At 67.6% G+C, this 26596-nt stretch carries 21 protein-coding genes and 1 other RNA gene; 18 read left to right on the forward strand and 4 right to left on the reverse strand.

What is annotated here, in order from left to right; all coding sequences use genetic code 11:
• Positions 1-36: 36 nt before the first annotated feature.
• The gene (locus PQU96_RS14505) at positions 37-3153 is read right to left on the reverse strand and encodes a bifunctional diguanylate cyclase/phosphodiesterase (RefSeq protein WP_272773124.1); all 3117 of its coding nucleotides are present in this window, start codon (positions 3151-3153) and stop codon (positions 37-39) included.
• A gap of 111 nt (positions 3154-3264) precedes the next feature.
• On the opposite strand from PQU96_RS14505, the gene rnpB reads away from it, so the two are divergent.
• The 10 genes from rnpB to PQU96_RS14555 all read left to right on the forward strand — a co-directional run bounded on the left by rnpB (position 3265) and on the right by PQU96_RS14555 (position 12728).
• Positions 3265-3714, forward strand: an RNA gene (rnpB, locus tag PQU96_RS14510) — RNase P RNA component class A.
• A gap of 166 nt (positions 3715-3880) precedes the next feature.
• Complete coding sequence (gene dusB, locus PQU96_RS14515) at positions 3881-4921, forward strand: tRNA dihydrouridine synthase DusB (protein WP_272773125.1); 1041 nt, start codon at positions 3881-3883, stop codon at positions 4919-4921.
• 23 nt (positions 4922-4944) lie between these two features.
• Entirely contained in the window at positions 4945-5184 is a 240-nt protein-coding gene (fis, locus tag PQU96_RS14520; protein WP_272773126.1) for a DNA-binding transcriptional regulator Fis, read from the forward strand.
• A gap of 183 nt (positions 5185-5367) precedes the next feature.
• Positions 5368-6945, forward strand: a complete 1578-nt coding sequence (purH, locus tag PQU96_RS14525; protein WP_272773127.1) for a bifunctional phosphoribosylaminoimidazolecarboxamide formyltransferase/IMP cyclohydrolase — start codon at positions 5368-5370, stop codon at positions 6943-6945.
• 74 nt (positions 6946-7019) lie between these two features.
• Positions 7020-8297, forward strand: a complete 1278-nt coding sequence (gene purD, locus PQU96_RS14530) for a phosphoribosylamine--glycine ligase (protein ID WP_272773128.1) — start codon at positions 7020-7022, stop codon at positions 8295-8297.
• A gap of 130 nt (positions 8298-8427) precedes the next feature.
• Positions 8428-9153, forward strand: a complete 726-nt coding sequence (locus PQU96_RS14535; protein WP_272773129.1) for a substrate-binding periplasmic protein — start codon at positions 8428-8430, stop codon at positions 9151-9153.
• 59 nt (positions 9154-9212) lie between these two features.
• Entirely contained in the window at positions 9213-9785 is a 573-nt protein-coding gene (gene tsaC, locus PQU96_RS14540; RefSeq protein WP_189375169.1) for an L-threonylcarbamoyladenylate synthase type 1 TsaC, read from the forward strand.
• A gap of 20 nt (positions 9786-9805) precedes the next feature.
• Positions 9806-10474: a protein TolQ gene (gene tolQ / locus PQU96_RS14545; RefSeq protein WP_272773130.1), complete on the forward strand. Its 669-nt coding sequence runs from the start codon at positions 9806-9808 to the stop codon at positions 10472-10474.
• Positions 10475-10594: 120 nt separating this feature from the next.
• Positions 10595-11218, forward strand: coding sequence for a glutathione S-transferase family protein (locus PQU96_RS14550; RefSeq protein WP_272773131.1), 624 nt, complete (start codon positions 10595-10597; stop codon positions 11216-11218).
• A 130-nt stretch (positions 11219-11348) separates the two neighbouring features.
• Positions 11349-12728, forward strand: a complete 1380-nt coding sequence (locus PQU96_RS14555; RefSeq protein ID WP_272773132.1) for a class II fumarate hydratase — start codon at positions 11349-11351, stop codon at positions 12726-12728.
• A 28-nt stretch (positions 12729-12756) separates the two neighbouring features.
• On the opposite strand, the gene PQU96_RS14560 is transcribed toward PQU96_RS14555, so the two are convergent.
• Together PQU96_RS14560 and PQU96_RS14565 are read right to left on the reverse strand one after the other, a co-directional pair.
• The gene (locus PQU96_RS14560; RefSeq protein ID WP_272773133.1) at positions 12757-14181 is read right to left on the reverse strand and encodes a methyl-accepting chemotaxis protein; all 1425 of its coding nucleotides are present in this window, start codon (positions 14179-14181) and stop codon (positions 12757-12759) included.
• On the reverse strand, positions 14178-14720 hold the full coding sequence (locus tag PQU96_RS14565; RefSeq protein ID WP_272773134.1) for a PAS domain-containing protein: 543 nt from the start codon (positions 14718-14720) through the stop codon (positions 14178-14180). Before PQU96_RS14565 ends, PQU96_RS14560 begins: the two co-directional genes overlap by 4 nt.
• Before the next feature lie 256 nt (positions 14721-14976).
• Between PQU96_RS14565 and yedA the strand changes: the two genes are divergently transcribed.
• The 6 genes from yedA (at position 14977) to nagE (ending at position 23464) form a co-directional block, all read left to right on the forward strand.
• Positions 14977-15849, forward strand: coding sequence for a drug/metabolite exporter YedA (gene yedA, locus PQU96_RS14570; RefSeq protein WP_272773135.1), 873 nt, complete (start codon positions 14977-14979; stop codon positions 15847-15849).
• A 392-nt stretch (positions 15850-16241) separates the two neighbouring features.
• Positions 16242-16976 carry a GntR family transcriptional regulator gene (locus tag PQU96_RS14575; RefSeq protein ID WP_272773136.1) on the forward strand — a complete coding sequence of 245 codons (735 nt, stop codon included), beginning with the start codon at positions 16242-16244 and terminating at the stop codon, positions 16974-16976.
• Entirely contained in the window at positions 16973-18091 is a 1119-nt protein-coding gene (nagA, locus tag PQU96_RS14580) for an N-acetylglucosamine-6-phosphate deacetylase (protein WP_272773137.1), read from the forward strand. The genes PQU96_RS14575 and nagA overlap by 4 nt, the downstream gene beginning before the upstream one ends.
• Positions 18072-19094 (forward strand): SIS domain-containing protein, encoded by a 1023-nt coding sequence (locus tag PQU96_RS14585; RefSeq protein ID WP_272773138.1) that lies wholly within the window; start codon positions 18072-18074, stop codon positions 19092-19094. The genes nagA and PQU96_RS14585 overlap by 20 nt, the downstream gene beginning before the upstream one ends.
• A gap of 119 nt (positions 19095-19213) precedes the next feature.
• Positions 19214-21739, forward strand: a complete 2526-nt coding sequence (gene ptsP / locus PQU96_RS14590; protein WP_272773139.1) for a phosphoenolpyruvate--protein phosphotransferase — start codon at positions 19214-19216, stop codon at positions 21737-21739.
• A 78-nt stretch (positions 21740-21817) separates the two neighbouring features.
• Positions 21818-23464 (forward strand): N-acetylglucosamine-specific PTS transporter subunit IIBC, encoded by a 1647-nt coding sequence (nagE, locus tag PQU96_RS14595; RefSeq protein WP_272773140.1) that lies wholly within the window; start codon positions 21818-21820, stop codon positions 23462-23464.
• A 78-nt stretch (positions 23465-23542) separates the two neighbouring features.
• Here nagE and PQU96_RS14600 read toward each other — a convergent pair whose 3' ends face one another.
• Positions 23543-24061, reverse strand: a complete 519-nt coding sequence (locus PQU96_RS14600; protein WP_272773141.1) for an RDD family protein — start codon at positions 24059-24061, stop codon at positions 23543-23545.
• A gap of 233 nt (positions 24062-24294) precedes the next feature.
• Here PQU96_RS14600 and ilvB point away from each other — a divergent pair, with 233 nt between their 5' ends.
• Both ilvB and ilvN read left to right on the forward strand, forming a co-directional pair.
• Positions 24295-26061, forward strand: a complete 1767-nt coding sequence (gene ilvB, locus PQU96_RS14605) for a biosynthetic-type acetolactate synthase large subunit (protein ID WP_272773142.1) — start codon at positions 24295-24297, stop codon at positions 26059-26061.
• A gap of 9 nt (positions 26062-26070) precedes the next feature.
• Positions 26071-26562 carry an acetolactate synthase small subunit gene (ilvN, locus tag PQU96_RS14610; RefSeq protein ID WP_189375149.1) on the forward strand — a complete coding sequence of 164 codons (492 nt, stop codon included), beginning with the start codon at positions 26071-26073 and terminating at the stop codon, positions 26560-26562.
• Positions 26563-26596 lie beyond the last annotated feature (34 nt).

Raw genomic sequence — 26596 nt, forward strand, 5'->3', positions numbered from 1 at the left:
GCGTGAGCGTGCGCGACCTTGAACCGGTTCCGAGGCTCAGGCCGCGTCGGCCGGCGCCTGCAGCCGGCACAGCGCCAGCGCGTCGTTGACCGCCAGCGGTCGGCCGGTGAGATAGCCCTGCACCGTGTCGCAGCCCAGCGCCTGTAGTGCCGCCAGCTCGGCCTCGGTCTCCACGCCCTCGGCCAGAGACTCCATGTCCAGGTTGCGCGCCAGGGTGATGATGGCGGACACGATGGCGGCGTTGTCGCGGTTGTGCTGCAGCCCGCTGACGAAGGAGCGGTCGATCTTCACCGTGTCCGGCGCGAAGTTCTTCAGGTAGGCGAGGCTGGAGTAGCCGGTGCCGAAATCGTCCACCGCCAGCCGTACCCCCAGCGCCTTGATGCCGGCCAGCTGCTGCCGCACCGGGCCGCTGTAGTCGATCAGCGTGCCCTCGGTCACTTCCAGCTCCAGCAGCGCCGGCGGCAGGCCGCTGTCGCGCAGCACCCGCGCCACCTCGGCGCAGAAGTCGCCGTGGGTCAGCTGCCGCGCCGAGACGTTGACGGCGATGGTCAGCTGCCGGCCGTGGCGCACCCACTCCGTCGCGGTGCGGCAGGCCTGTTCCAGCACCCACAGTCCCAGCTCGGTGATCACGCCGGAGTCTTCGGCCACCGGGATGAAGCGCGCCGGCGACACCAGGCGGCCGTCCGGCTGGCGCCAGCGCAGCAGCGCCTCGAAGCCGTTGAGGCGGCGGCTGGCGATGTCGTACTTGGGTTGCAGTTCGAGATAGAACCGCTGCTGCGCCATCGCCAGCCGCAGCTGGTTTTCCAGCAGCAGCCGCTCGCTGACCTCGGCGGTCATGCCGGGGTCGAAGAAGCGGAACGCGTTGCGGCCGCTGGCCTTGGCCTGGTACATCGCCATGTCGGCATTCTTGAGCAGCAGCGCCGGGCTGCCGCCGTCGGCCGGCGCCACCGCGATGCCGATGCTGGCGCTGATCACCAGCGTGTGGCCGCGAATAGTGAACGGCGCCTCCAGCACCTGCAGCACGCGCTCGGCGACCAGGCCGGCCTGCGCGCTGTCGGCCAGCTCCGGCAGGATGATCACGAACTCGTCGCCGCCGGTGCGGCCAACGGTGTCCATCTCGCGCAGCATGTGTTGGGTGCGGCCGGCGACCTGGCGCAGCAGCTCGTCGCCGGCGTCGTGGCCCAGGGTGTCGTTGACGTTCTTGAAGCGGTCGAGGTCCATGAACAGCACCGCCACCTTGTGCTGCTTGCGCTCGGCCAGGTGCAGCGACTGCTGCAGGCGGTCGTGCAGCAGCAGGCGGTTGGGCAGGTCGGTCAGGAAGTCGTACTCGGCCAGGTGCTGCACCCGCGCCTCGGTGGCCTTGCGCTCGCTGATGTCGGAGAACAGCGCCACGTAGTGGCTGACGCTGCCGTCGCCGTTGCGCACCTGGTTGATGGTCAGCCACTCCGGGTAGATCTCGCCGTTCTTGCGCCGGTTCCAGATCTCGCCGCTCCAGTAGCCGCGCGCGCGCAGGTGGTTCCACATGTCGGCGTAGAAGGCGGCGTCGTGGCGGCCGGAGCCCAGCAGCGCCGGGGTGTTGCCCAGCGCCTCGGCCTCGCTGTAGCCGGTGATGTCGCTGAAGGCGCGGTTGACGGCGATGATGCGGCTGTCGGCGTCGGTGATCAGGATCGCCTCCGAGCTGGCCTCGAACACCGTTGCGGCCAACCTTTGCTGCCGTTCGTGGCTGACGCGGGCGCTGACGTCGCGCGCGGTGGCGCAGCGGTAGTGCTCGCCCTGGTAGCAGAGGCCGCTGAGGCTGACCTCCAGCGTTACCTCGCCGCCGTCGCCTGGCAGGCGGCGCACATAGTGCGCCTGGCCGCCGCTGTAGTGTTCCTCGAACAGCTCCGCCATGCGCGACGTGTTGCCGGCGCCGAAGCAGCGCCGGGCCGCCTCGTTGTGGTACACCACGCAGCCCTGCGCGCTGAGCAGCACGATGGCGTCGGCGGCGCTGTCGCTCATGTGGCGCGTCAGCTCGATCTCGCGCGCCTTGTCCTCCACCTGCCGTTGCGATGCCTGCAGCCGCTGCTGGTACTGCGCGATCAGCGCCCCCAGCCAGCGACTGAAGTGCACCGAGAACAGCCACGCCAGGCACAGCGCCAGGGTCAGGATCAGCAGCGTGGTCAGCACCCGGTTGCGGGTCTTCTCGCCCAGCGCCTGCGCCTTCGCGGCGCCGGACAGGGCCAGTTCCTGTTCGGGGACGATGCTGACCACGCGCCACTGCCACGACGGCACCACGGCCACGTAGGCGCTATAGCGGGCGGCGGCGTGTTCGAAGTCGACGAAATAGCCCTGCGGCGTGGCCGCCAGCTGCCGTTGCAGCGCGGCGGGCAGCACGAAGCCGCGCTGGCCCGGGATCTGGCGCAGGCGGCCGTGGCTGTCGATCACGGCGAAGAAGCCGCGCTCGCCGACCGGCATCTGCGCCAGCGTCTGCAGTGCCTGCCGCTGCAGGTCTTCTTCCACGTTCAGCACGTACTCGCCGCCGCCGATCAGCCAGCCGAACGGCTCGAAGCGGCGCGAGTAGGCGATCTTCTCCGACATGAAGGCCTCGCCGGGGCGGTACCAGCGGTAGCTGGCAAAGCCGCTGCCGGCGCGGTTGTCCACCGACAGCAGCAGCTTGCGCATGACGTAGGCGCCCTGGTCGTCCTGATTGTCGAGCAGGCTGCGGCCCTCGCGCTGCGGGCTGGTCGGCAGCAGCACGCAGTCGCCGTCCAGGCTGTCGATGAAGTAGTAGCCGCGAGCGCCGAAGTAGCGCAGCGGGCGCAGGCTCTCCACGATCTCGCGCTGCAGTGCCGCGTCGCCCAGGCGGCCGTGATGGCGGCGGTACAGGCTGTCGGCCAGCGCGTAGGCCTGGTCGACCTGCTCGCGCAGGCGCTGGCGCAGGATGTCCTGTGTCTGCGAGTACAGCGTCTCCAGCGAGTTGCCGGCGTGGTCGCCGTAGGCCTTGAGGAAGGTCTGGCCGCGCAGCCGCGCCTCGGCCGCCACCACCGTGCTGTCGTCGCGGTAGTCGCGCCACTGGTGGTAGAAAAAGTAGCTGGCCAGCAGCAGCACCACCATCAGCACCAGCCCCAGCATGCCGCTCAGTTGTAATCGTGCGAGTTTGTGGTGATCTGTCATGAAGCGGGTGGCGGGGGCGGTGGTGGGGAGGGTCAGTATAGGGAAGCGTGCGCGGTGACAGATTGATAATTGTCAGTGCCGGGCGGCACTTTGCGCTACAATCCGCGCCGGGAAGTCGGCCAGGCAGTCGCCGCGTGCTTGCACGGGGAGGAAAGTCCGGGCTCCAAAGGGCAGGATGCTGGCTAACGGCCAGGCGTCGTGAGGCGACGGAAAGTGGAACAGAGAGCTGAACCGCCGATGGCCGGATGTGTCACCCGCAAGGGTGCGCATCGTACTGTTCAGGGCAGAATACGCGCTGCATGCAGCGTACGTTTTGCGTTAGTGCTGGTTCGCCAGCCCGCTGACAGCGGCACAGGCAAGGGTGAAAAGGTGCGGTAAGAGCGCACCGCGGACGTAGCGATACGGACGGCAGGCTAAACCCCATCCGGAGCAAGACCAAATAGGGGTACATTGGCGTGGCCCGCGCTGTACCCGGGTAGGTTGCTTGAGCCTGTCGGTAACGGCAGGACTAGAGGAATGACTGTCCAACGACAAAACCCGGCTTATCGACCGACTTCCCACCCCCATCCCCTCCGCAACATCCCCCGTTTTTCACTTGTCATGCAGCCGGCCGCGAGCAGCTGCGGCCAACCTTGTTTTAGCTTAAAAAATAAGCAAAAAGGTTTTTACCGCCTGCGCAAAAGGCAGTACAATGGCCGCCCTTTCGCCTCCATGTCTTTCTTTTGCAATGCAAATCGGCCCTTACACGCTCAAGAACCAGCTGATCGTCGCCCCCATGGCGGGCGTGACCGACCGGCCGTTCCGCATGCTGTGCAAGAGACTGGGCGCCGGCATGGCGGTGTCGGAAATGATCACCGCCAACAAGTCGCTGTGGACCACCAAGAAGACCCTGCTGCGCGCCGACCATAGCGGCGAAGTCGAGCCCATCGTGGTGCAGATCGCCGGCGGCGACGCGGCGATGCTGGCCGAGGCGGCGCAGCTGAACGTGGCGCGCGGCGCGCAGATCATCGACATCAACATGGGCTGCCCGGCGAAGAAGGTGTGCAACGTCGCCGCCGGCTCCGCGCTGTTGCGTGACCTCGACAACGTTGGCCGCATCCTCGACGCGGTGGTGCGCGCGGTGGACGTGCCGGTGACGCTGAAGACCCGCACCGGCTGGAGCAGCGAGGTCAAGACCGCGCTGCAGGTGGCGAAGATGGCCGAAGACGCCGGCATCGCCGCACTGGCGTTGCACGGGCGCACGCGCGAGGACATGTATCGCGGCGCCGCCGAGTACGACACCATCGCCGCGGTGAAGCGGGCGGTGGCTATCCCGGTGATCGCCAACGGCGACATCGACAGTCCACAGAAGGCGAAGCGGGTGCTGGACGCCACCGGCGCCGACGCGATCATGATCGGCCGCGCCGCGCAGGGGCGACCGTGGATCTTCCGCGAGATCCAGCACTTCCTGGATACCGGCGAGACGCTGCCGCCGCCGCGCATCAGCGAGATCGACGACATCATGCAGGGCCACCTCGACGAGCTGTACCGTTTTTACGGCGAATACTCCGGCTGCCGCATCGCGCGCAAGCACATCGCCTGGTACACCCGCGGCCTGCGTGGCAGCAACGAATTCCGTCAGGCGATGTACGCGCTGGAATCGACCAGTGCGCAGCGCCAGGCAGTGGCACAGTATTTCGCAACGCTGGCGGCCAGTTCCGAGCGGCTGGAGTACGTGTCCACCGGACCGCACGAGGACGAGGACGCGACAGCGTGTGCGGGCGATTAAGCAACAATACGAAGCGGCAAACCATGAACAACAATAACGACGATATTTCCCATTGCGTCAGGCTGGCGATGGAGCAGTACTTCCGCGACCTGGACGGCGAGACGCCGGCCGCCATCTACGACATGGTGCTGGCACGGGTGGAAAAACCGCTGCTGGAGGTGGTGCTCAACCACACCCAGGGCAACCAGACGCGCGCGGCCGAGCTGCTCGGCCTCAACCGCAACACCCTGCGCAAGAAGATGAAGTCGTACGACCTGATTTGAAACCGGAGCCATCCGCCGTCGCGGATGGCTTTTCTTTGGATAGCGAACTCCCCTGCAGCGCAGGGGCGGGGGACGGGATCACCAGCACCGGCCGGCGCGTGGCGCCAGCCGGTATACAGCAAGATTTGAGTTGGCCGCGGGCGTGCCCGTTGCCACGTTTTACTTTGAAGGCGGTAGAAAACCATGACCAAGATCGAACGTGCGCTGATCAGCGTTTCTGACAAAACCGGTGTGCTTGAATTTGCCCAGGCGCTGGCCGGCTTCGGTGTCGAAATCCTCTCCACCGGCGGCACTTCCAAGCTGCTGCGCGATGCCGGCGTGCCGGTAATCGACGTATCCGACTACACCGGCTTCCCGGAAATGCTGGACGGCCGGGTGAAGACCCTGCATCCGAAAGTGCACGGCGGCATCCTCGGCCGTCGCGACCTGCCGGAACACGTCGCCACCATGAAGGAACACGGCATCGGCAACATCGACCTGGTCTGCGTGAACCTCTACCCGTTCGAAGCCACCATCGCCAACCCGGACTGCACGCTGGAAGATGCGATCGAGAACATCGACATCGGCGGCCCGACCATGGTGCGCTCCGCCGCCAAGAACTGGCAGCACGTGGCCATCGTCACCGATGCCGCTGACTACGCAACCCTGGCCGCAGAAATGGGCACCAATGGCGGCAAGCTGTCCAAGCTGACCCGCCTCAACCTGTCGAAGAAGGCGTTCACCCACACCGCCGCCTACGACGGCGCAATCTCCAACTACCTGACCAGCCTGGTCGACGGCGTGGACAGCGGCGTGCCGGAGCGCGTGGCGTTCCCGAACCGCCTGAACGCGCAGTGGATCAAGGTGCAGGACATGCGTTACGGCGAGAACCCGCACCAGGCCGCCGCCTTCTACCGCGACCTCGACCCGGCCGCCGGCACCATCGCCGGCTACCGCCAGCTGCAGGGCAAGGAGCTGTCCTACAACAACATCGCCGACGCCGATGCGGCGTGGGAAGCCGTGAAGACCTTCGACGCGCCGGCCTGCGTGATTGTCAAGCACGCCAACCCGTGCGGCGTGGCCATCGCCGCCGACACCCTGACGGCTTACAAGCTGGCGTTCGCCACCGACACCACCAGCGCCTTCGGCGGCATCATCGCCTTCAACCGTCCTGTGGATGCCGAGACCGTTGAAGCCGTGACCGGCCAGTTCCTGGAGGTGCTGATGGCACCGGCGTTCACCGATGAAGCGAAAGCCATCATCGCCGCCAAGAAAAACGTGCGCGTACTGGAAATCCCGCTGGAAGCCGGTGCCAACCGCTTCGAGCTGAAGCGCGTCGGCGGCGGCGTGCTGGTGCAGACCCCGGACATCCGCAACGTCGGCCTCGACGAGCTGCGCGTGGTGACCAAGCGTGCGCCGACCGAACAGGAAATGGCCGACCTGCTGTTCGCCTGGCGCGTCGCCAAGTACGTGAAGTCCAACGCGATTGTTTTCTGCAAAAATGGCCAGACCGCCGGTATCGGCGCCGGCCAGATGAGCCGCGTGGACTCCACCCGCATCGCCGCGCGCAAGGCACAGGACGCCGGCCTGACGCTGCAGGGTGCCGTGGCCTCCAGTGACGCCTTCTTCCCGTTCCGCGACGGCATCGACGTGATCGCCGAGCAGGGCATCAAGGCCATCATCCAGCCGGGCGGCTCCATGCGTGACGACGAAGTGTTCGCCGCCGCCGATGAGCACGGCATCGCCATGGTGCTGACCGGCGTGCGCCACTTCCGCCACTAAATCTTCAATCGTTGCAAAGGTTGGCCGCAGCCTGCGGCCAACCGTGGCAGACCCGACCTCAAGGAAGCTGAGTCATGAAAGTACTCGTTATCGGTTCCGGCGGCCGCGAACACGCGCTGGCCTGGCGTGTGGCGCAATCGCCGCGCGTGTCCAAGGTATTCGTGGCGCCGGGTAACGCCGGTACCGCGCTCGATCCGCATCTGGTCAATGTCGCCATCACGGCCATTCCCGAGCTGATCGAGTTTGTTAAGCACGAGCAGATCGAGCTGACCGTGGTCGGCCCTGAAGCGCCGCTGGCCGCCGGCGTGGTCGACGCCTTCCGCGCCGCCGGCCTGAAGATCTTCGGCCCGACGCAGTACTGCGCGCAGCTGGAAAGCTCCAAGGACTTCGCCAAGGCGTTCATGAAGCGCCACGGCATTCCGACCGCCGGCTACGAAACCTTCAGCGACGCCGCCGCGGCGCACGACTACGTCACTCGCAAGGATGCGCCGATCGTGATCAAGGCCGACGGCCTGGCCGCCGGCAAGGGCGTGGTGGTGGCGATGACGCTGGACGAGGCGCACGCCGCCATCGACGACATGCTGCTGGGCAACAAGATGGGTGACGCCGGCTCGCGCGTGGTGATCGAGGACTTCCTCGAAGGCGAGGAAGCCAGCTTCATCGTGATGGTCGACGGCGACAACGTGCTGGCGATGGCGACCAGCCAGGACCACAAGCGCCTGCTCGACGACGACAAGGGCCCCAACACCGGCGGCATGGGCGCCTACAGCCCGGCCCCGGTAGTGACGCCGGAAGTGCACCACCGCGCGATGCGCGACATCATCCTGCCGACGGTGCGCGGCATGAAGATCGACGGTCACAGCTATACCGGCTTCCTGTACGCCGGGCTGATGATCGACAAGCAGGGCAACCCGTATACCATCGAGTTCAACTGCCGCTTCGGCGACCCGGAAACGCAGCCGATCATGGCGCGCCTGAAATCCGACTTCACCGTGCTGCTGGAGGCCGGCATCAACGGCACCCTCGACAAGGTGGAAGCGGAGTGGGACCGTCGCGTGGCGATGGGCGTGGTGCTGGCTGCCGCCGGCTACCCGGATGCGCCGCGCAAGGGTGACGTGATCAGCGGCATCCCGGCCGCTACCGACGACACCATGACCTTCCACGCCGGCAGCAGCGTCAACGACGCCGGCCAGCTGGTCACCAGCGGCGGCCGCGTGCTGTGCGTGGTCGGCCTGGGCGACAGCGTGCGCGTGGCACAGCAGAAGGCGTACGCGGTCGCCGACCAGATCCAGTTCGCCGGCAAGCAGCTGCGCCGCGACATCGGCAACCGCGCGCTGAACCGCGCCAAGTAAGGCGTGACGGCGGGCAGGCAACGGCACCTTCGGGTGCCGTTTTTCATGGGCGTCGCCGGCGCAAACCGGCCGGCGGCACGCCGCGAGCGCGGTCTACACTGCAGTAAGCGTTGGCAAGAAAGGGTGTGCCATGAACTTCCTGCGTCGCGTCGGCCTGCTGTGCTGCCTGGCGCTGCCCCTGCACGCCGCCGAACCGCCGCAGCTGCGGCTGCTGACCGAAGACTACCCGCCGTTCAACATGCAGCTGGCGGACGGCCGGATCGGCGGCCTGTCCAGCGACATCGTGCGCGAGATCCTGCGCCGCGCCGGCATCCGCTACCGCATCGAGCTGCTGCCGTGGGTGCGCGCCTACAACAGCGCGGTGCTGGAGCCGAACACCTGCGTGTACTCCACCACCCGCACCGAGCAGCGCGAGCACCAACTGCAGTGGATCGGCCCGGTGGTGGAAAACCCGTGGGTGCTGTACGGCCGCGACGACGGGCCCAAGGAGCTGAGCAATCTGGAGGCGGCGCGGCGCTACCGGCTGGGCGGCTATTCCGGCGATGCGGTGGCGCAGTACCTGATCAGCCGCGGCTTCGAGGTCGATCTGGCGTCCAACGACGAGCAGAACCTGCGCAAACTGCTTGCCGGCCGCATCGACCTGTGGGCGACCGGCAAGTACCTCGGCGCCGCGCTGATCGCCCGCGAAAAGGCCGCCAGGCTGCGTCCGCTGCTGACCTTCAACACCACCTTCCTCTATCTCGCCTGCAACCAGATGATGGCCGATGGCACGGTGCGCCTGCTCAACGAGCACCTGCGAGGGATGCACAAAGACGGCACAGTGGCTAGAATCAACGCCCGTTACCTGAACGACTGAACGGAACCCGCCGCGCCGCGTGCGGTCTGTCCGCTCATCACCTTGCGACCTGCCATCAAGTGAACCGTCCTTTTCCCCGTCTGCCCCGCCACGGGCAACAGCGTGCCGCGCGCGGCCACCTGCAACAGGGTGGCGTGATCGCCTACGCCACCGAGTCGTGTTTCGGGCTGGGCTGCGATCCATTCGACGTGCGCGCCATCCGCCGCCTGCTGGCGATCAAGGCGCGCCCCAACCACAAGGGCCTGATCGTGATTGCGGCCAACCTTGAGCAGCTGCGGCCGCTGATCCGGCCGCTGACGCCGGCGCAGCTGGCCGTCGTCAACCGCTACTGGCCGGGGCCGTACACCTTTCTGCTACCGGCTGCGCCGCGGGTGCCGGCGCTGCTGCGCGGTCGCCACGACAAGATCGCGGTGCGCGTCACCGCCCATGGCGAGGCGGCGGCGCTATGCCTGGCGCTGGGCCACGCCATCGTGTCGACCTCGGCCAACCGCGCCGGCCAGCGCTCGCTGAAGACGGCGCGCGGCTGCCGCCAGGCCTTCGGCGCGCGGGTGCTGACGCTGCAGGGCCGCATCGGCAAGCGGCGCAAGCCTTCCACCATCATCGATCTCGATACCGGTCGCGTACTGCGCTGACCGCCAACCCAGGAGCCATCGTGCAAGAACTTTCGGTCATTGGTCTTATCCTTCACGCCAGCCTGCCGGTGCAGCTGGTGATGGCGGGGCTGGTGGTGCTGTCCCTGCTGTCGTGGGGCATCATCTTCAACAAGCTGGCGGTGCTGCGCCGCGCCCGTCTCGCCACCCAGGACTTCGAGCAGCAGTTCTGGAGCGGCATCGACCTCAACCGCCTGTACGAGGACACCCGGCAGCGCCCACACGCGGCCGGCGTGGAGAAGCTGTTCCAGGCCGGGTTTGCCGAGTTCGCCAAGCTGCGGCGCCAGGGCGGCGTCGACAACTCCGAGCAGCTGGACGGCGCCCGCCGCGCGATGCGCGCCGCCGCGCAGCGCGAGCTGGACGCGCTGGATCATCACAATGCCTTCCTCGCCACCGTCGGCTCGGTCAGCCCCTATATCGGCCTGTTCGGCACGGTGTGGGGCATCATGCACGCCTTCATCGGCCTGGGTAACGCCGGCCAGGCCACGCTGGCCACGGTGGCACCTGGCATCGCCGAGGCGCTGATCGCCACCGCCATCGGCCTGTTCGCGGCGATTCCGGCGGTGGTGGCCTACAACCGCTTCGCCGCCGACGTCGACCGCCTCGCCGGCCGTTTCGACTCCTTCATGGAAGAGTTCTCCAACATCCTGCAAAGGTTGGCCGCACGCTGAGGCGGCGCGCTGGCCGCCGCCGTGCGGTGACGCAAGGCCGGGCTGTCGCTGATTTTCCCCCGCAATATGCAGTACGGCCGGCGCCAGCCGGCGTCCGGTTACCAACACCAAGGACACGCAATGCTGCAGATACTCGGTAGGGCATCGTCGATCAATGTGCGCAAGGTCCTCTGGACCTGCGCCGAGCTGGACATCGCGTTCGAGCGCGAGGACTGGGGCACGGGCTTTCGCTCGACGCACAGCCCCGAATTCATGGCGCTGAATCCCAACGCCATGGTGCCGGTGATCCGGGACGACGATTTCGTGCTGTGGGAATCCAACACCATCATCCGCTACCTGGCGTCCCGCTACGGCGGCGAGTCGTTCTATCCGACGCCAGCGCGGGCGAGGGCCAGGGTGGACCAATGGCTGGACTGGCAGGCCACGGATCTCAACAACGCGTGGAGCTATGCCTTCATGTCCCTGGTCCGGCACTCGCCGGCGCACCAGGACAGCGCCGCACTGGCGCAGGCGTGCAGCAAGTGGGCACAGCATATGGCCATCCTCGATCGACAGCTGGACAGCACCGGCGCCTACGTCAGCGGCGACGCGTTTTCGCTCGCCGACATCGCCATCGGGCTGTCGGTACACCGCTGGTTTGCCACCCCGCTTGAGCATCCGCCACTGCCGGCGGTGGCGGCCTATTACGAGCGGCTGAGCCAGCGTCCGGGTTACCTGCTGCACGGTCGGAACGGCACGCCCTGAGCCTACGGGCTGCGGTGTCACACCCCACCCCGCATCGAAGCCGACGCCCCGCGTCGGCTTTTTTCATGCCTGCAGCACGGTGGCGTGTAGGGTCTACAGTGAAGCAAGCGGAACAGGCAGGAGAACGGCGATGGACACAGTACGGATGGAACGGGACAGCATGGGCGAGCTGGCGGTGCCGGCCGACGCCCTCTACGGCGCGCAGACCCAGCGCGCGGTGCAGAATTTTCCGGTCAGCGGCCAGCGCCTGCCGGAGGACTTCATCCGCGCGCTGCTGCTGGCCAAGCTGGCGGCGGCGCGCGCCAATGTCGCGCTGGGGCAGCTGACGGCGGAGCAGGGCGACGCCATCGCCGCCGCCTGCCGTCAGCTGCTGGACGACGCGGCGCTGATGACGCACTTTCCGCTGGACGTGTACCAGACCGGCTCCGGCACCAGCAGCAACATGAACGCCAACGAGGTGATCGCCACCCTCGCCAGCCGCGTGCTGGGCAGCGCGGTGAGCGCCAACGACCACGTCAACTGCGCGCAGAGCAGCAACGACACCATCCCCAGCGCCATCCACATCGCGGCGGCGCTGGCGCTGCGCGAGCAGCTGTTGCCAGCGCTGCAGCACCTGCAGCAGATCACGCAGGCCAAGGCGCTGCAGGTTGGCCACCACGTCAAGACCGGCCGCACCCACCTGATGGACGCGATGCCGGTGCGCCTGGGCCAGAGCCTGAACGGCTGGGCGCAGCAGATTGCGGCCAACCTTGGCCGCCTGCAGCAGCTGCGCCCCGGCCTGCTGCAGCTGGCGCAGGGCGGCACCGCGGTCGGCACCGGCATCAACGCCGATCCGCGCTTCGCCGCCCGTTTCTGTGCCGAGCTGCAGGCGCTGACCGGGCTGGCGTTCGCGCCGGCGCCGGACTATTTCGCGGCGATGGGCGCGCAGGATACCGCGGTGGCGCTGTCCGGCCAGCTGCGCACCACCGCGGTGTCGCTGATGAAGATCGCCAACGACCTGCGCTGGATGAATTCCGGGCCGCTGGCCGGGCTGGGCGAGATCGAGCTGGAAGCGCTGCAGCCGGGCTCGTCCATCATGCCGGGCAAGGTCAACCCGGTGATTCCGGAGGCGGTGTGCATGGTGGCGGCGCAGGTGATCGGGCTGGATGCGGCGGTGGCGGTGGCGGGGCAGTCCGGCAATTTCGAGCTGAACGTGATGCTGCCGCTGATCGCCAGCAACCTGCTGAGCAGCATCGCGCTGCTGGCCAGTGCGTCGCGGCTGCTGGCGGACAAGGCCATCGCCGGTTTCAGCGTCAACGAGGCGCGGCTGCAGCAGGCGCTGGCGCGCAACCCCATCCTGGTCACCGCGCTGAACCCGGTGATCGGCTACGCCCGCGCCGCCGAGATCGCCAAGCAGGCCTACCGCGAGGGGCGCGCCATCATCGATGTCGCCGCCGAAAATACCGGTCTGGACCGCGACGAGCTGGCGCGGCTGCTGGACCCGGCCAGGCTCACCCACGGCGGGCTGTGAGCGTGCGGCCAACCTTGGCCGCAGCTAGTCAGTGTCCGCCGGGCGGGGGACTGTCGGCGAGGCGGTCGAACAGCGCCAGCAGCGCGTCGCTGTGCCGCTCCAGCTCGCGCATGTCGGCGACGATGCGCGCCTCTTCCAGCGCGCCGCCGGCCGCCGCGGCACCGGTGGCACTGGCGCCGTGCTGGCGGATCTGCTCCGCCAGCCGCTGCAGCTCGGCCTGCTGCGCGCCGCCGTCCAGCGCCGCGAGGTCGAGGCCGTCGTGGTGCTCGCCCAGCGGCTTGCCTTCTTCCAGCGCGTTGTAGGCCTGCTGCTTGTACATCACGTGGCCGATCTTCTGCAGCGACAGGTGCGACTTGTTGCGCACGCACAGCACCTGCGCCAGCACCTGGTCGGACTGGCCGGCGAGACTGGCGAAGCGCTGGCGGAACGATTCCACCGACTCCTTGACGTGGCCGGCGACGTTGCCGGCCTCGCCGGCGCGCGTCTGCATGTGGCCGATGCGGCTGGAGAGGGTGGCGAGGATGTGCTGCACACGGTTGGCGGTGTCCTTGCTGCGCTCGGCCAGCTTGCGCACTTCATCGGCGACCACGGCGAAGCCGCGGCCGGATTCGCCGGCGCGCGCGGCCTCGATCGCCGCGTTCAGCGCCAGCAGGTTGGTCTGGTCGGCGATGTCGGAGATCGCTGCCAGCGAGCTTTCGATGCCCTGCCATTCGCCGGCCAGCGCGCTGCTGGCCTCGTTCATGCTGCCGACGCTGCCGACGATGGTGTCCAGCTGGGTGGACAGCTGCTCGGCGCTGTGCAGGCTGTCGCGCGCGCCGCTGGCGGTGTCGCGGGTGATGCGGCCAACGTCGGCCATCGCCGCGCTGATGGCGCCGAGGTCCTGCTGGCTGCTGGCAAGGTTGCTGCGCAGGTGCGGGTTGCTCAGCGCGGCCAGCTGCGACGACAGCCGGTTGCGGCGCACGAAGCTGTCGTTGTCCTGCATCGCCTGGATGGCGGTGTCCATCGCCTGCAGCGAGCTGGACAGCACCCCGGGCAGGCCCTTGCTCAGCGGGCGGCGGCTGTAGTCGCCGGCGCTGACGCGGGCGAAGCAGGTGTTGACCTCCTTGAAGTAGGTCTCGATCTGGTCGAGGAAGTCGTTCAGCTCCCACGCCACCAGCCCGACCTCGCCGAGGTTGCGGGTGTCGGTGGCGCGGTGGTGCAGCTCGCCCTTGCAGGCGAGGCCCAGCTGCAGGTGCAGGGTGTCCAGCAAGCGGAAGATGCGGCCGCTGCTATGCCACAGGTACAGCGCCAGCACGCTGCCGCCGAGCACCAGCAGCGCGCCCAGCGCCAGGCGCAGCGTGTGGTCGAGGAAGAAGCTGGCGACCACGTAGACCAGGGTCAGCAGGTTGGAGGCGATCAGCCAGTAGCCCATCTGCGCGCGCAGCAGCGGCGGCCATTTGCGGCGTGGTTTCATGCGCTGGCTCCTGCCTGTTCCAGCGCCAGCACGAATTGCTGGTAGCTGACTTGTTTTTCGGCCAGCTGCGCGAGCAGCCACTGCATCGACGCGTCAGGCGCCGCCGCCTTGCCGGCCTGCGCCTCGATCGCGCACATCTGCTGGTACAGCGGGGTGACCGCGGCGATGCCGGCGCGCGTTGGCTGGCGCCGCACCGAGTAGTAGCCGGCCAGCGTGCGCTGCGCGGTGTAGTCGGGGGTGATGTTGGCGAACACCCAGTAGTAGTCGCCCTGCGCGGTGTAGTTCTTCACCAGGCCGAAGAATTCCTGTCCCGCCTGCAGCGTCTTCCACAGCAGGCGGTACACGCCGCGCGGCATGTCCGGGTGGCGGATCAGGTTGTGCGGCTTGCCCAGCAGCTCGTGTTCGGCGTAGCCGGCGATGCGCATGAAGGTGCGGTTGGCGTAGCTGATGTGGCCGGAAGGATCGGTCTTGGTGATGATCAGGTCGTCGGGAGCCAGCTGGATTTCCCGCCCCCCGGATTGCCGTTGGGATGAGTTCATTGTGTGTCTCTTGCCAAATGGATCGGCGCCACTATACGGCGGCGCCGGTGCTGGCAAGCGGCGGGCGAGCGGGTGCTTGTTCTGCATCAACTTTACTGCGGCCTTGCTTGGCATAGTTACAACAACCTGTCCCTAATTATGACATTAGCCTTAATAATCAAGGCTGTGCCATGGGGCAGAACAGGCTTTTCGACATTTGCCCCTTGTGCCGGCGCGATGCGAAAGGCATCGTTGGCGGTCCAACCGGTAGACCGCCATGAACCTGACCTCGCACCAGCTGAAACTGCTCGCCGCCTTCCTTGCCCTGTACCTGATCTGGGGTTCCACCTACTTTGCCATCCACATCGCCGTGACGTCGTGGCCGCCGTTCCTGATGGCCGGGGTGCGCTTCGTGCTGGCCGGCACGCTGATGTACGGCTTCCTGCGCTGGCGCGGTGCGGCCAACCCCACGCTGGCGGAGCTGAAGGGCGCCGCCCTCCTGGGCATCCTGATGCCGGCCATCGGCAACGGTTTCGTCACGCTGGCGCAAAAGGAGGTCTCCTCCGGCGTGGCGGCGCTGGTGGTGGCCACCGTACCGCTGTTCGCCATCCTGTTCGCGCGCCTGTTCGGCCATCGCCCGCGCAAGATGGAGCTGGCCGGCGTGCTGCTGGGTATCGCCGGCATCGTGGTGCTGAACCTGGGCAGCAACCTGCGGGCGTCGCCGGCCGGCGCCGCCGCGCTGCTGTTCGCCTCCGCCGGCTGGGCGCTGGGCTCGGCGTGGAGCAAGCACCTGACCCAGCCCAAGGGCCTGATGTCCAGCGCGATGATGATGCTCACCGGCGGTGGTGCACTGCTGCTGGGTAGTTTTGTTAGCGGCGAGCAGCTGGCGGGCATGCCGCCGCTGTCCGGCTGGCTGGCCATGCTGTACCTGGCCGTTTTCGGCTCGCTGGTGGCCTACACCGCCTACATGTTCCTGCTGCAGCACGTCAGCGCCGCCGCCGCCACCAGCTACGCCTACGTGAACCCGATGATCGCGGTGCTGCTGGGGGTGTGGTTGCTGAACGAGCACATCGGCGCGGCCGAGCTGCTGTCGATGACCATCATCCTGGCCGGGGTGGGGCTGATCGGCTGGAAGAAGGCGCCGCGCTAGCCCACGTGCCCGGATGCGCTGCACTGATCCGGGCCAGCCGCTGTCACACCGAACCGCCCGCGAGGGCGGTTTTTCTTTGCCGGCGTGCGGCCAACGTTGGCCGCAAACCATCCCCCGCCCATCCCGGTGTTGCGTTTTTGATACCTTCTTAATACCAGTTGTGCAAACTGCCCGGCACCCCGAAAAGCCAGCACCGGCGCGGACCGGCGTTTTTCCGTGCCGATTCCTGCCGGAAATGCTGCAACGCAGCGTTGCCAATATCACCAACTGGTCTACAACTGGTATTGACGTGGTTGGGTAGTGGTATTAATTTTGTGGCAACAACGCGGCTGGGACGGCAGGCAGGCAAGTCGTAAACTGATGCCTTTCCAAGACCACTTGAGGATCTCGCCATGGATGAACGCTGGCAGGCACTGAAACCGGACGAAGCGCAGAGCACGCCGCTTTACCTGCAGTTCGCCCGCAAGCTGGCCGACGCCATCAACGCCGGCTGGTGGCAGGCCGACGAGGCGCTGCCGTCGGAACGTACTTTCTCCGACGAGCTGGGCATCTCGCGTGTTACCGCTCGCAAGGCACTGGACGTTCTGCTGGAGCAGGGGCTGATCCGTCGCCGCCATGGCTCCGGCACCTTCATCACCCCGCGGCTGGAGCAACCGCTGTCACGGCTGACCAGCTTCACCGAGATGCTGAAGCAGAAGGGTTTTGAACCGTCGTCGGTATGGCTGGAGCGCAGCATCGCCACGCCGACGCACGACGAGGTGATCAAGCTGGGGCTGTCGCCCACCGCACAGGTGGTGCGGCTCAAGCGCCAGCGGCTGGCGGACGGCGTGGTGATGGCCATCGAGCAGAGCACGCTGCCGCTGGCCTATCTGCCGGACCCGCAGGCGGTGGGCAGCTCGCTGTATGCCTTCCTGGATGCCGCCGGCCACCCGGTGGTGCGCGCGCTGCAGCACATCCGCGCGGTGAACGCCGGGCCGGATATTGCCGCCAGTGCCGGTATCAAGCAGGGCGAGGCGATGTTGTTGATGACGCGTATCGGCTACACCGCCGACAACGTGGCGATAGAGCTGACCGACACCTGGTGTCGCAACGATTACTACGACTTTGTGGCAGAGCTGAGACGATGAACACACGGGTACTGCAGGGACGCATGCTGACCGCCGCCGGCTGGCTGGACGGCGAGCTGCATCTGGACAACAACGGCCGCATCGCCGCCATAGACGGCCGCCTGGCCGCAGGCGGCGAGCCGGCGCGCTACCTGCTGCCCGGTTTCATCGACCTGCACGTACACGGCGGTGGCGGGGTGGACATCATGGAGGCGGGCGATGCGGCCAGCCATGTGGCGCGCACCCACGCCCGCTTCGGCACCACCTCGCTGCTGGCCACCACCATGACTGCACCGCGCGCCGAACTGGCCCATGTGCTGGCCGCGCTGGGCCGGCTGGCCGGCGAACGCACTGCCGGCAGTGCCCGCATTCTGGGCGTGCACCTGGAAGGCCCCTACATCAACCCCGGCAAGCTCGGCGCCCAGCCGGACGACGCCGTGGCCGCGGTGATGGACGAGATCGACTACTACCGTTCGCTGGCACCGCTGAAGGTGCTGACGCTGGCGCCGGAGATTGCCGGCCACCACGCGGTGATCCGCCGCCTGAGCGAGGACGGCATCCGCGTGCAACTGGGCCACACCCTGGGCAGCTACGAAGAAGGCGTGGCCGCGCTGCAGGAAGGCGCCAGCGGCTTCACCCACCTGTTCAACGCCATGACCGCGCTGCATCACCGCGAGCCGGGCATGGTGGGCGCCGCACTGGCGCACGCCGAATACGCCGAGCTGATCCCCGACCTGCTGCACGTGCACCCCGGTGCGATGCACGCCGCGCTGCGCGCCATTCCGCGCCTCTACTGCGTAACCGATTCCACCGCCGCCGCCGGCATGCCGGACGGCGAATACAAGCTCGGCTCCCACACCGTGACCAAGTGCATGGGTGGCGTGCGCCTGGCCGACGGCACCCTGGCCGGCAGCACCCTGACCATGGATCAGGCGCTGCGCAACCTGGTGCAGATCGGCCTGCCGCTGGCACAGGCGAGCAACCGGCTGTCGCTGTACCCGGCCGACTATCTGGGCGTGGCCGACCGTGGCCGCCTGGAAACCGGCGCCTGGGCCGACATCGTGGTGATGGATCCGCAACTGGCGGTGCAACAAGTTTTCGTAGAAGGAGAGTGCCTTGAGCTCGCTAATGCTTGATGAAGCCCTGTTTGCCGCCGAAGCGGTTGCCGCCCAACACATGTACGCCGACGAGGGGCTGGCGCTGCTGGGGCGCGAGCTGGCCAAGGCGCCGCCGCAGCTGGCGCTGACTGTGGCCCGCGGCAGCTCGGACCATGCGGCCAACTATTTCGCCTACCTGGCGATGCAGCGCACCGGCACGCCGGTGGTATCGCTGCCGATGTCGCTGATCACCCTGCACCACGCGCCGCTGGCGGTACGCGGGCAGCTGGCGGTGGCGCTGTCGCAGTCCGGCCGCAGCCCGGACCTGGTGGACACCATGGCGGCGCTGTCGCAAGCCGGCGCCCGCACCGTGGCGCTGGTGAACCAGCCGGATTCGCCGCTGGCCGCCGCCTGCGAGTGGTCGCTGCCCTTGTGTGCCGGCGCGGAAAAGAGCGTGGCCGCCACCAAGAGCTACATCGCCTCGCTGTCCGCCGTCGCCCGCCTGGTGGCGCACTGGCAGCGCGACACAGGCCTGCTGGCGGCGCTGGAAACCCTGCCGCAGGCGCTGCAGGAGGCCACCCGGCTGGACTGGTCGCCGGCTATCGAGGTGCTGCAGCACGCCGAACGCATCATGGTGGTAGGCCGCGGCCTCGGCTTTGCCGTGGCGCTGGAAGCGGCGCTGAAATTCAAGGAAACCTGCGCCATCCAGGCGGAGGCGTTCTCCGGTGCAGAGATCAAACACGGCCCGATGGCGCTGATCGACGACGGCTACCCGCTGCTGATCTTCGCCCCGCGCGGCCCGGAGCAGGCCGGCCTGATCGCCCTGGCCGAGGAAATGCGCGGCCGTGGCGCCCGCGTGCTGCTGGCCGCGCCGGCGGATGTCGCCAGCTGTGACCTGACACTGGCGGTGGCCTGTGACGAGGCACTGGACCCGCTGCTGGCGATCCAGAGCTTCTATCTGATGGCGGCGCGCCTGTCCGAGGCGCGCGGGCTGAACCCGGATGAGCCGCGGCACCTGAACAAGGTGACCTGCACGCTGTAAGGCGTCGCTGCCGGCGGCACCACGCCGCCACAATCCTCACAAGAACAACACACACAAGCACGACTGCGCGTACGGCTGGGGAAAGCCGCACCCGCAACACAAGAAAACGGAGGCATCCCATGTCCGCAACCCTCACGCTGGCCGCGCCGTTGAGCGGCCTTGTGCTCCCCCTGTCTGCCGTGCCGGACCCGGTGTTCGCCGGCGGCATGATGGGCGCCGGCCTCGCCATCGAGCCGCTGTCGTCCACGTTGCTGGCGCCGTGCGCCGGCGAGGTGATCCAGCTGTCCCCCACCGGCCACGCGCTGACCCTGCGCGCGGCCAACGGCGCCGAGGTGCTGCTGCACATCGGCATCGACACCGTGAAGCTGGGCGGTGCCGGCTTCACGCCGCTGGTGGCCACGGGTGCGCAGGTGGTCTGCGGCCAACCCTTGATCGAGTTCGACATCGACGCCATCGCCCGCCGCGCGCCGTCGCTGCTGACCGTGGTGGTGGTCAGCAACAGCGACGCGATGACGCTGTCCGACAGTGCCAGCGGCCCGGTGCAGGCCGGTGCCGCCGGTCTGCTGACCATCCGCGCCAACGGGGTGGATCAGGCGTCCGCACCGGCCGCCGCGCCGGCCTGCAGCGACAGCGCGCGGGTGGCGCACGAGGGTGGCCTGCACGCGCGCCCCAGCGCCTTGCTGCAGGGCGTGGCGCGCCGATTCGACGCGCAGCTGGACATCGAATTCAACGGCCAGCGCGCCAATGCCCGCAGCGTCACCGCGCTGATGACGCTGGGCGTGGGCGAGGGCGACCGCGTCACCGTGCACGCAGGCGGCGCGCAGGCGGCCGAAGCGCTGGCGGCGATGCTGGCGGCGCTTCAGACCGCCACCGCGGCCGGTCACGCACCGGCAGCGGCCATCACGGCGCCGGTCTCCGCACCGGTTACAGCATTGGCGGCCCGCAGCGACGGCAAGCTCGGCGGCGTCTGTGCCGCGCCGGGGATGGCGGTCGGCACCGTGGTGTTGCTGGCGCAGCAGGAGCGGGTGCTCGACGAACGTGGCCACGGCGTCGAGGTGGAGCTGGCGGCGCTGACGCGGGCGCTGGCCCAGGTGCAGCAGGCGGTGGCACAGGACGTGGCGCAGGCCGAGGCGCGCGGCGCACACGCCGAGAGCGAGATCTTCGGCGCCCATCTGGCCTTGCTGGACGACCCGCAGCTGCAGCAGGCGGCGGAGGGTTTCGTGCGCGACGGTTACAGCGCGGCATTTGCCTACCGCCGCGCGATCCGGCAGCAGAGCGAGGTGCTGCTGGCGCTGGACAACGCGCTGCTGGCCGAGCGCGTCGCCGACCTGAAGGACCTCGAACGCCGCGTCATCAGCGCGTTGCTGGGCGAGGCGCCGGCGCTGGCCGAGCTGCCGCCGCAGGCGGTGGTGGTGGCCGACGACCTGACGCCGTCGCAACTGACGCGGCTGCCGCGCGAACGCCTCGCCGCGCTGGTGCTGGCCCGTGGCGGCGCCAGCAATCACGTCGCCATCCTCTGCCGCGCGCTGGCGATCCCGTCGCTGGTCGCCGCCGGTGACGCGGTGCTGGCGCTGGCCGCCGGCAGCACGGTGTGGCTGGACGCCGGCGACGGCTGGCTCGATCCGGCGCCGACTGCGGCCAACCTTGCCGCCGCGCACCAGCAGATCGCCGGGCGCGAGGCGCGGCGCGACAGCCTGCGCCGGCACGCGGCCGCCCCGGCGCACACGCTGGACGGCGTCGCCATCGAGGTCGCCGCCAACATCGTCAACGCGGCCGAGGCCGCCGAGGCGGTGCGCCACGGTGCCGACGGCGTCGGCCTGCTGCGCACCGAATTCCTCTTTGCCCACCGCAGCGACGCCCCGGCCGAGGCCGAGCAGCGCGCCGCCTGCCAGGCGGTGCTGGACGCGCTGGACGGCCGCACGGCCATCATCCGCACCCTCGACGCCGGCGGCGACAAGGAGGTGCCCTACCTGCCGCTGCCACCGGAGGACAACCCGGCGCTGGGCCTGCGCGGCATCCGCACCGGGCTGGCGATGCCGGCGGTGCTGGACAGCCAGCTGCGCGCGCTGCTGTCGCTCACACCATTGTCGCGGCTGCGCATCCTGCTGCCGATGATTACCGATTTGTCCGAGCTGCAGCAGGTGCGCGCGCGCATCGACGAGCTGGCGCGCGAGATGGGGCTGAGCGAGCGGCCGCAGCTGGGGGTGATGATCGAGGTGCCGTCCGCCGCGCTGCTGGCCGAGCAGCTGGCCGCCCACGCCGATTTCCTGTCCATCGGCACCAACGACCTGACGCAGTACACGCTGGCGATGGACCGCTGCAGCCCGGCGCTGGCGGCACGGCTAGACCCGCTGCATCCGGCGGTTCTGCGCCTGATCGAGATGACGGTACGCGGCGCGCGCCAGCACGGGCGCTGGGTCGGGGTCTGCGGCGCGATGGCGTCGGATCTGGCGGCGGTGCCGGTACTGCTGGGCCTCGGCGTCACCGAGCTGTCGGTCAGCCCGGCGCTGGTGCCGGAGGTGAAGGCCTGCGTCCGCCAGCTGCAGCTGGCGCAGTGCCGCGAACAGGCGCAGGCGCTGCTGCAGCAAAGCTCGCCGCAGGCGGTGCGCGCGCTGCTGCAGCTGGCGGACACCGGCCAGCACTGAGGCGCACACGCAGAACACAACACAGCGTGGCGGGCCTCGCCGCCACGACTGATCCATAACGAGGCAGAGGAGAACACAGTGAATACTACGAGCAAATTTGCCGGTATCCAGCAGCTGGGTCGCGCGCTGATGCTGCCGATCGCGGTGCTGCCGGTAGCCGGTCTGCTGTTGCGGCTGGGGCAGCCCGACCTGTTGAACATCGCGGTGATGGCACAGGCCGGCGACGCCATCTTCGGCAACCTGGCGCTGCTGTTCGCCATCGGCGTGGCGGTCGGTTTCGCCCGCGACAACAACGGCACCGCCGGTCTGGCCGGTGCCATCGGCTACCTGGTGCTGACCGCGGTGCTGAAGGTGATCGATGCCAAGATCAATATGGGCGTGCTGGCCGGCATCACCGCCGGCATCAGCGCCGGCCTCTTATACAACCGCTACAAGGACATCGCGCTGCCGTCCTATCTCGCCTTCTTCGGCGGCAAGCGCTTCGTGCCGATCGCCACCGGTTTCGCCATGTTGCTGGCCGGCGTGGTGCTGGGCCAGGTGTGGCCGCCGGTGCAGCACGGCATCGACAGCGTCGGCCACTGGCTGATCAACGCCGGCGAGATCGGGCTGTTCATCTACGGCGTGCTCAACCGCCTGCTGATCGTCACCGGCCTGCACCACATCCTCAATTCGCTGGTGTGGTTCGTGTTCGGCAGCTTCCCCGACCCGACGATTGCCGGCAAGGTGGCCACCGGCGACCTCAACCGCTTCTTCGCCGGCGATCCGGGTGCCGGGCAATTCATGGCCGGTTTCTTCCCGGTGATGATGTTCGGCCTGCCGGCGGCGTGCCTGGCGATGTACCGCGCCGCGCTGCCGGAGAACAAGGCGGCGGTCGGCGGCATCCTGCTGTCGATGGCGCTGACCGCCATGCTCACCGGCGTCACCGAACCGGTGGAGTTCGCCTTCATGTTCCTGGCGCCAGTGCTGTACGTGATCCACGCGCTGCTGACCGGGCTGTCGATGGCGCTGATGCACGCGCTGGACATCCGCCTCGGCTTCACCTTCTCCGCCGGCCTGTTCGACTACGCGCTGTCGGCAGGCAAGGGGCAGAACCCGCTGCTGATGCTGCCGGTGGGCGTGGCCTACTTCGCGATTTACTACGGCGTGTTCAGCTTCTTCATCCGCAAGTACAACCTGATGACGCTGGGGCGCGAGCCGGCCAGTAGTGCTCCGCTCGCGGCCAACGTTGGCCGCAAGGGCAGCGCGCGCGCCGCGGGCTTCATCGCCGCGCTGGGTGGTGGCGCCAACCTGAAATCGGTGGATGCCTGCACCACGCGCCTGCGCCTGCAGGTGGGCCGCAACGAGCTGGTGGACGAGGCGGCGCTGAAGGCGCTGGGCTCGCGCGGGCTGATCAAGCCGGCCGCCGGCAGCGTGCAGGTGGTGCTGGGGCCGGAGGCGGAAATCGTCGCCGACGAGATCCGCAGCGCGCTGGCGAACGGTACGCCAGCGGCCGACGACATCGACCGCGCACAGTGGCTGGCGGCGCTGGGTGGTGCGGCCAACGTCAAGGCGGTGGCGCTGGTGGCCGGCAGCCGGCTGCGGGTGGAGCTGGCCGACGCCAGCCGTGTCGACAGCGCGCAGTTGAGTGTGCTGGGCGCCGCCGGGGTGATGCCGCTGCCGGGCAACCTGCTGCATCTGGTGCTGGGTGCGGATGCGCCGCGCTACGCGGCCGCGCTGCAGGTGTAAGCGTTCGCTGCCCGTTCGCCGGGCAATAAAAAAGCCGCCAGACCGTATGGTCTGGCGGCTTTTTTTGCGGTGATCGGCTCAGCGTTTGCGCGCCAGTGGCGGCAGCAGGCGCAGGCGGGTGCCGGCGAGGCGGTCGTGCAGGAACTGCTTGTCGTTGTCGATCAGCGCCCACAGCACCGGCAGTACATCCCACAGCAGCGCCACCGCCATCGCATGCTGCCGCGAGTCGAACAGCGGCTGCCACGCGGTGTAGGCCAGCGCCGGCACGCCCAGGTACAGCACCAGCGCCACCACGAAGCGCATCGCCGCGTGCGGCCAGCGCAGCGCGCCGCCGTCCGCCAGCGTCAGTTGCAGCCGCCATGGTTTCATCGCCAGCGTCTGCCCGCCGCGGGTCCAGCAATAGCCGAAGTAGCCGAACATCACCAGCGCCAGGAACAGCTGCATCAGCACGCTCATCCAGCGTGCGTTGCCGCTCCACACCACCAGCGGGGTAAACAGCGCGGCCGCGACCAGCAGCACGGCGCCCAGCAGCAAAGCTTCGTAGCACAGGCTGGCCAGTCGGCGCAGCAATCCGGGGTGGGTGAAATGTTGATTCATGCCGTGAAAATAATAATGAGGGAGTAAAGGGCCGCGCCGGCAAAACCGGCGCAAGCAACCAGACATGGTATCAAAGCCGTCCCGTGCCGCCTACCCTGCAAAAGTGGCTGTTTTTGAATGTTTTTGGCGCTTTTTTGCACCTGCACAAAAGCGCTTGACCGCTATTTCAAACTTAAGCTAAGTTCATTCACTACGGGACATAAAACAACTACTCAGCAATCAAAGAGGCAAAGATGCAGATATCGGGCGCGGAAATCCTGGTACGCAGCTTGCAGGAAGAAGGAGTCGAATTCGTTTTCGGCTACCCCGGCGGCGCGGTACTCGAGATATATGATGCAATTTTCAGGCAGCAAGAGTTCAAACACGTGCTGGTGCGCCACGAACAGGCGGCGGTGCACGCGGCGGATGCCTACTCGCGCTCCTGTGACAAGGTCGGCGTGGCCCTGGTCACCTCCGGCCCCGGTGCCACCAACGCGGTGACCGGCATTGCCACCGCCTACATGGATTCGGTGCCGATGGTGGTGATCTCCGGCCAGGTATCGACGCCGGCCATCGGCCTCGACGCCTTCCAGGAAGTGGACATGGTCGGCATCACCCGGCCGTGCGTGAAGCACAACTTCCTGGTGAAGGACATCAACGAGCTGGCCACCACCATCAAGAAGGCGTTCTACATCGCCGCGACCGGCCGTCCGGGCCCGGTGGTGGTGGACGTGCCTAAGGACGTGACCCAGCAGCTGGCCGAATTCCACTATCCGGAAAGCGTGAGCATCCGCTCCTACGTGCCGGTGACCCGCGGCCATCCGGGCCAGATCAAGAAGGCCGCCAGCCTGCTGGCCGAAGCCAAGCGTCCGTACATCTATGTCGGCGGCGGCGCGGTGCAGGGCGGTGCCTCGGCGGAAGTGACCGAGCTGGTGAAGATGCTGGGCGTGCCGTGTACCAACACGCTGATGGGCCTGGGCGCCTATCCCGGCGACGACCGCCAGTTCCTCGGCATGCTGGGCATGCACGGTACCTACGAAGCCAATATGGCGATGCAGTACTGCGACGTGCTGATCGCCGTCGGCGCGCGTTTCGACGACCGCGTGATCAGCGTGCCCTCGCATTTCCTGGCGCAGCCGAAGAAGATCGTCCACATCGATATCGACCCGTCCTCCATCGCCAAGCGCGTGAAGGTGGACGTGCCCATCGTCGGCGACGTGAAACACGTGCTGCGCGACCTGATCGACCTGATGAAGCAGAACGGGCAGCGCCCGGATGCGGCCAACCTTGCCGGCTGGTGGAAGCAGATCGAGCAATGGCGCAGCTACAACAGCCTGCTGTACACCCCGTCGACCGAGTTCATCAAGCCGCAGTCGGTGGTGCAGAAGCTGTACGAGATTACCGGCGGCGACGCCATCATCACCTCCGACGTCGGCCAGCACCAGATGTGGGCGGCGCAGTACTACCCGTTCAAGCGCCCGAAACAATGGCTGAACTCCGGTGGTTTGGGTACCATGGGTTTCGGTCTGCCTGCCGCCATCGGCGCGCAGCTGGCCAACCCGAATGCACAGGTGGCCTGCATCACCGGTGAAGGCTCGATCCAGATGAACATCCAGGAGCTGTCCACCGCCAAGCAGTACCACACGCCGGTGAAGGTGATTGCGCTGAACAACCGCTACCTGGGCATGGTGCGCCAGTGGCAGGAGTTCTTCTACGGCACGCGTTACGCCGAGTCCTATATGGATGCGCTACCGGATTTCGTCGGCATCGCCGAGGCCTACGGCCACGTCGGCATGAAGATCGAGAACCCGGCCGATGTCGAGGGTGCGCTGCGTGAGGCATTCAGCCCGGCATTGAAAGAGCGTCTGGTGTTCATGGACTTCCGTACCGACCAGTCCGAAAACGTGTTCCCGATGATCCAGAACGGCAAGGGTCTGGACCAGATGGATCTGCCGCCGCACATGCGCGAGCTGCAGATCGCTCCTTTCGAGAACAACCGTGACTACGGCAACATGTGCTAAGGCAGTGGCATGAGACATATACTTTCTATTTTGCTGGAAAACGAAGCGGGTGCGCTGTCGCGAGTAGTGGGACTTTTCTCCGCACGCGCATACAATATCGATTCACTGACGGTGTCGACTACCGAAGACCCGACACTGTCACGGATGACCATCGTCACCCACGGGTCCGACGAAGTCATCGAACAGATCACCAAGCAGCTCAACAAGCTGATCGAGGTGGTCAAGGTGATTGACCTCAACGAGTCCGACCATATCGAACGCGAGATGATGTTGATCAAGGTCCGTGCCACCGGCAAGGATCGGGAAGAAATGAAGCGGATGGCTGACATCTTCCGTGGTCGCATCATCGACGTGACGGAAAAGACCTACACCATCGAGCTCACCGGTACGAGCGACAAGCTGGGCGCCTTTATCGAGGCGATCGACCGTTCAGTGATCCTGGAAACGGTGCGTACCGGTGCATCCGGAATTGGTCGCGGCGAACGTATTTTGAAGATCTGAATCACCGGGGCGGCCATCAGCTGCCCTAGAACAA

It is taken from the genome of Vogesella margarita, assembly GCF_028548475.1.
Taxonomy (GTDB): domain Bacteria; phylum Pseudomonadota; class Gammaproteobacteria; order Burkholderiales; family Chromobacteriaceae; genus Vogesella; species Vogesella margarita.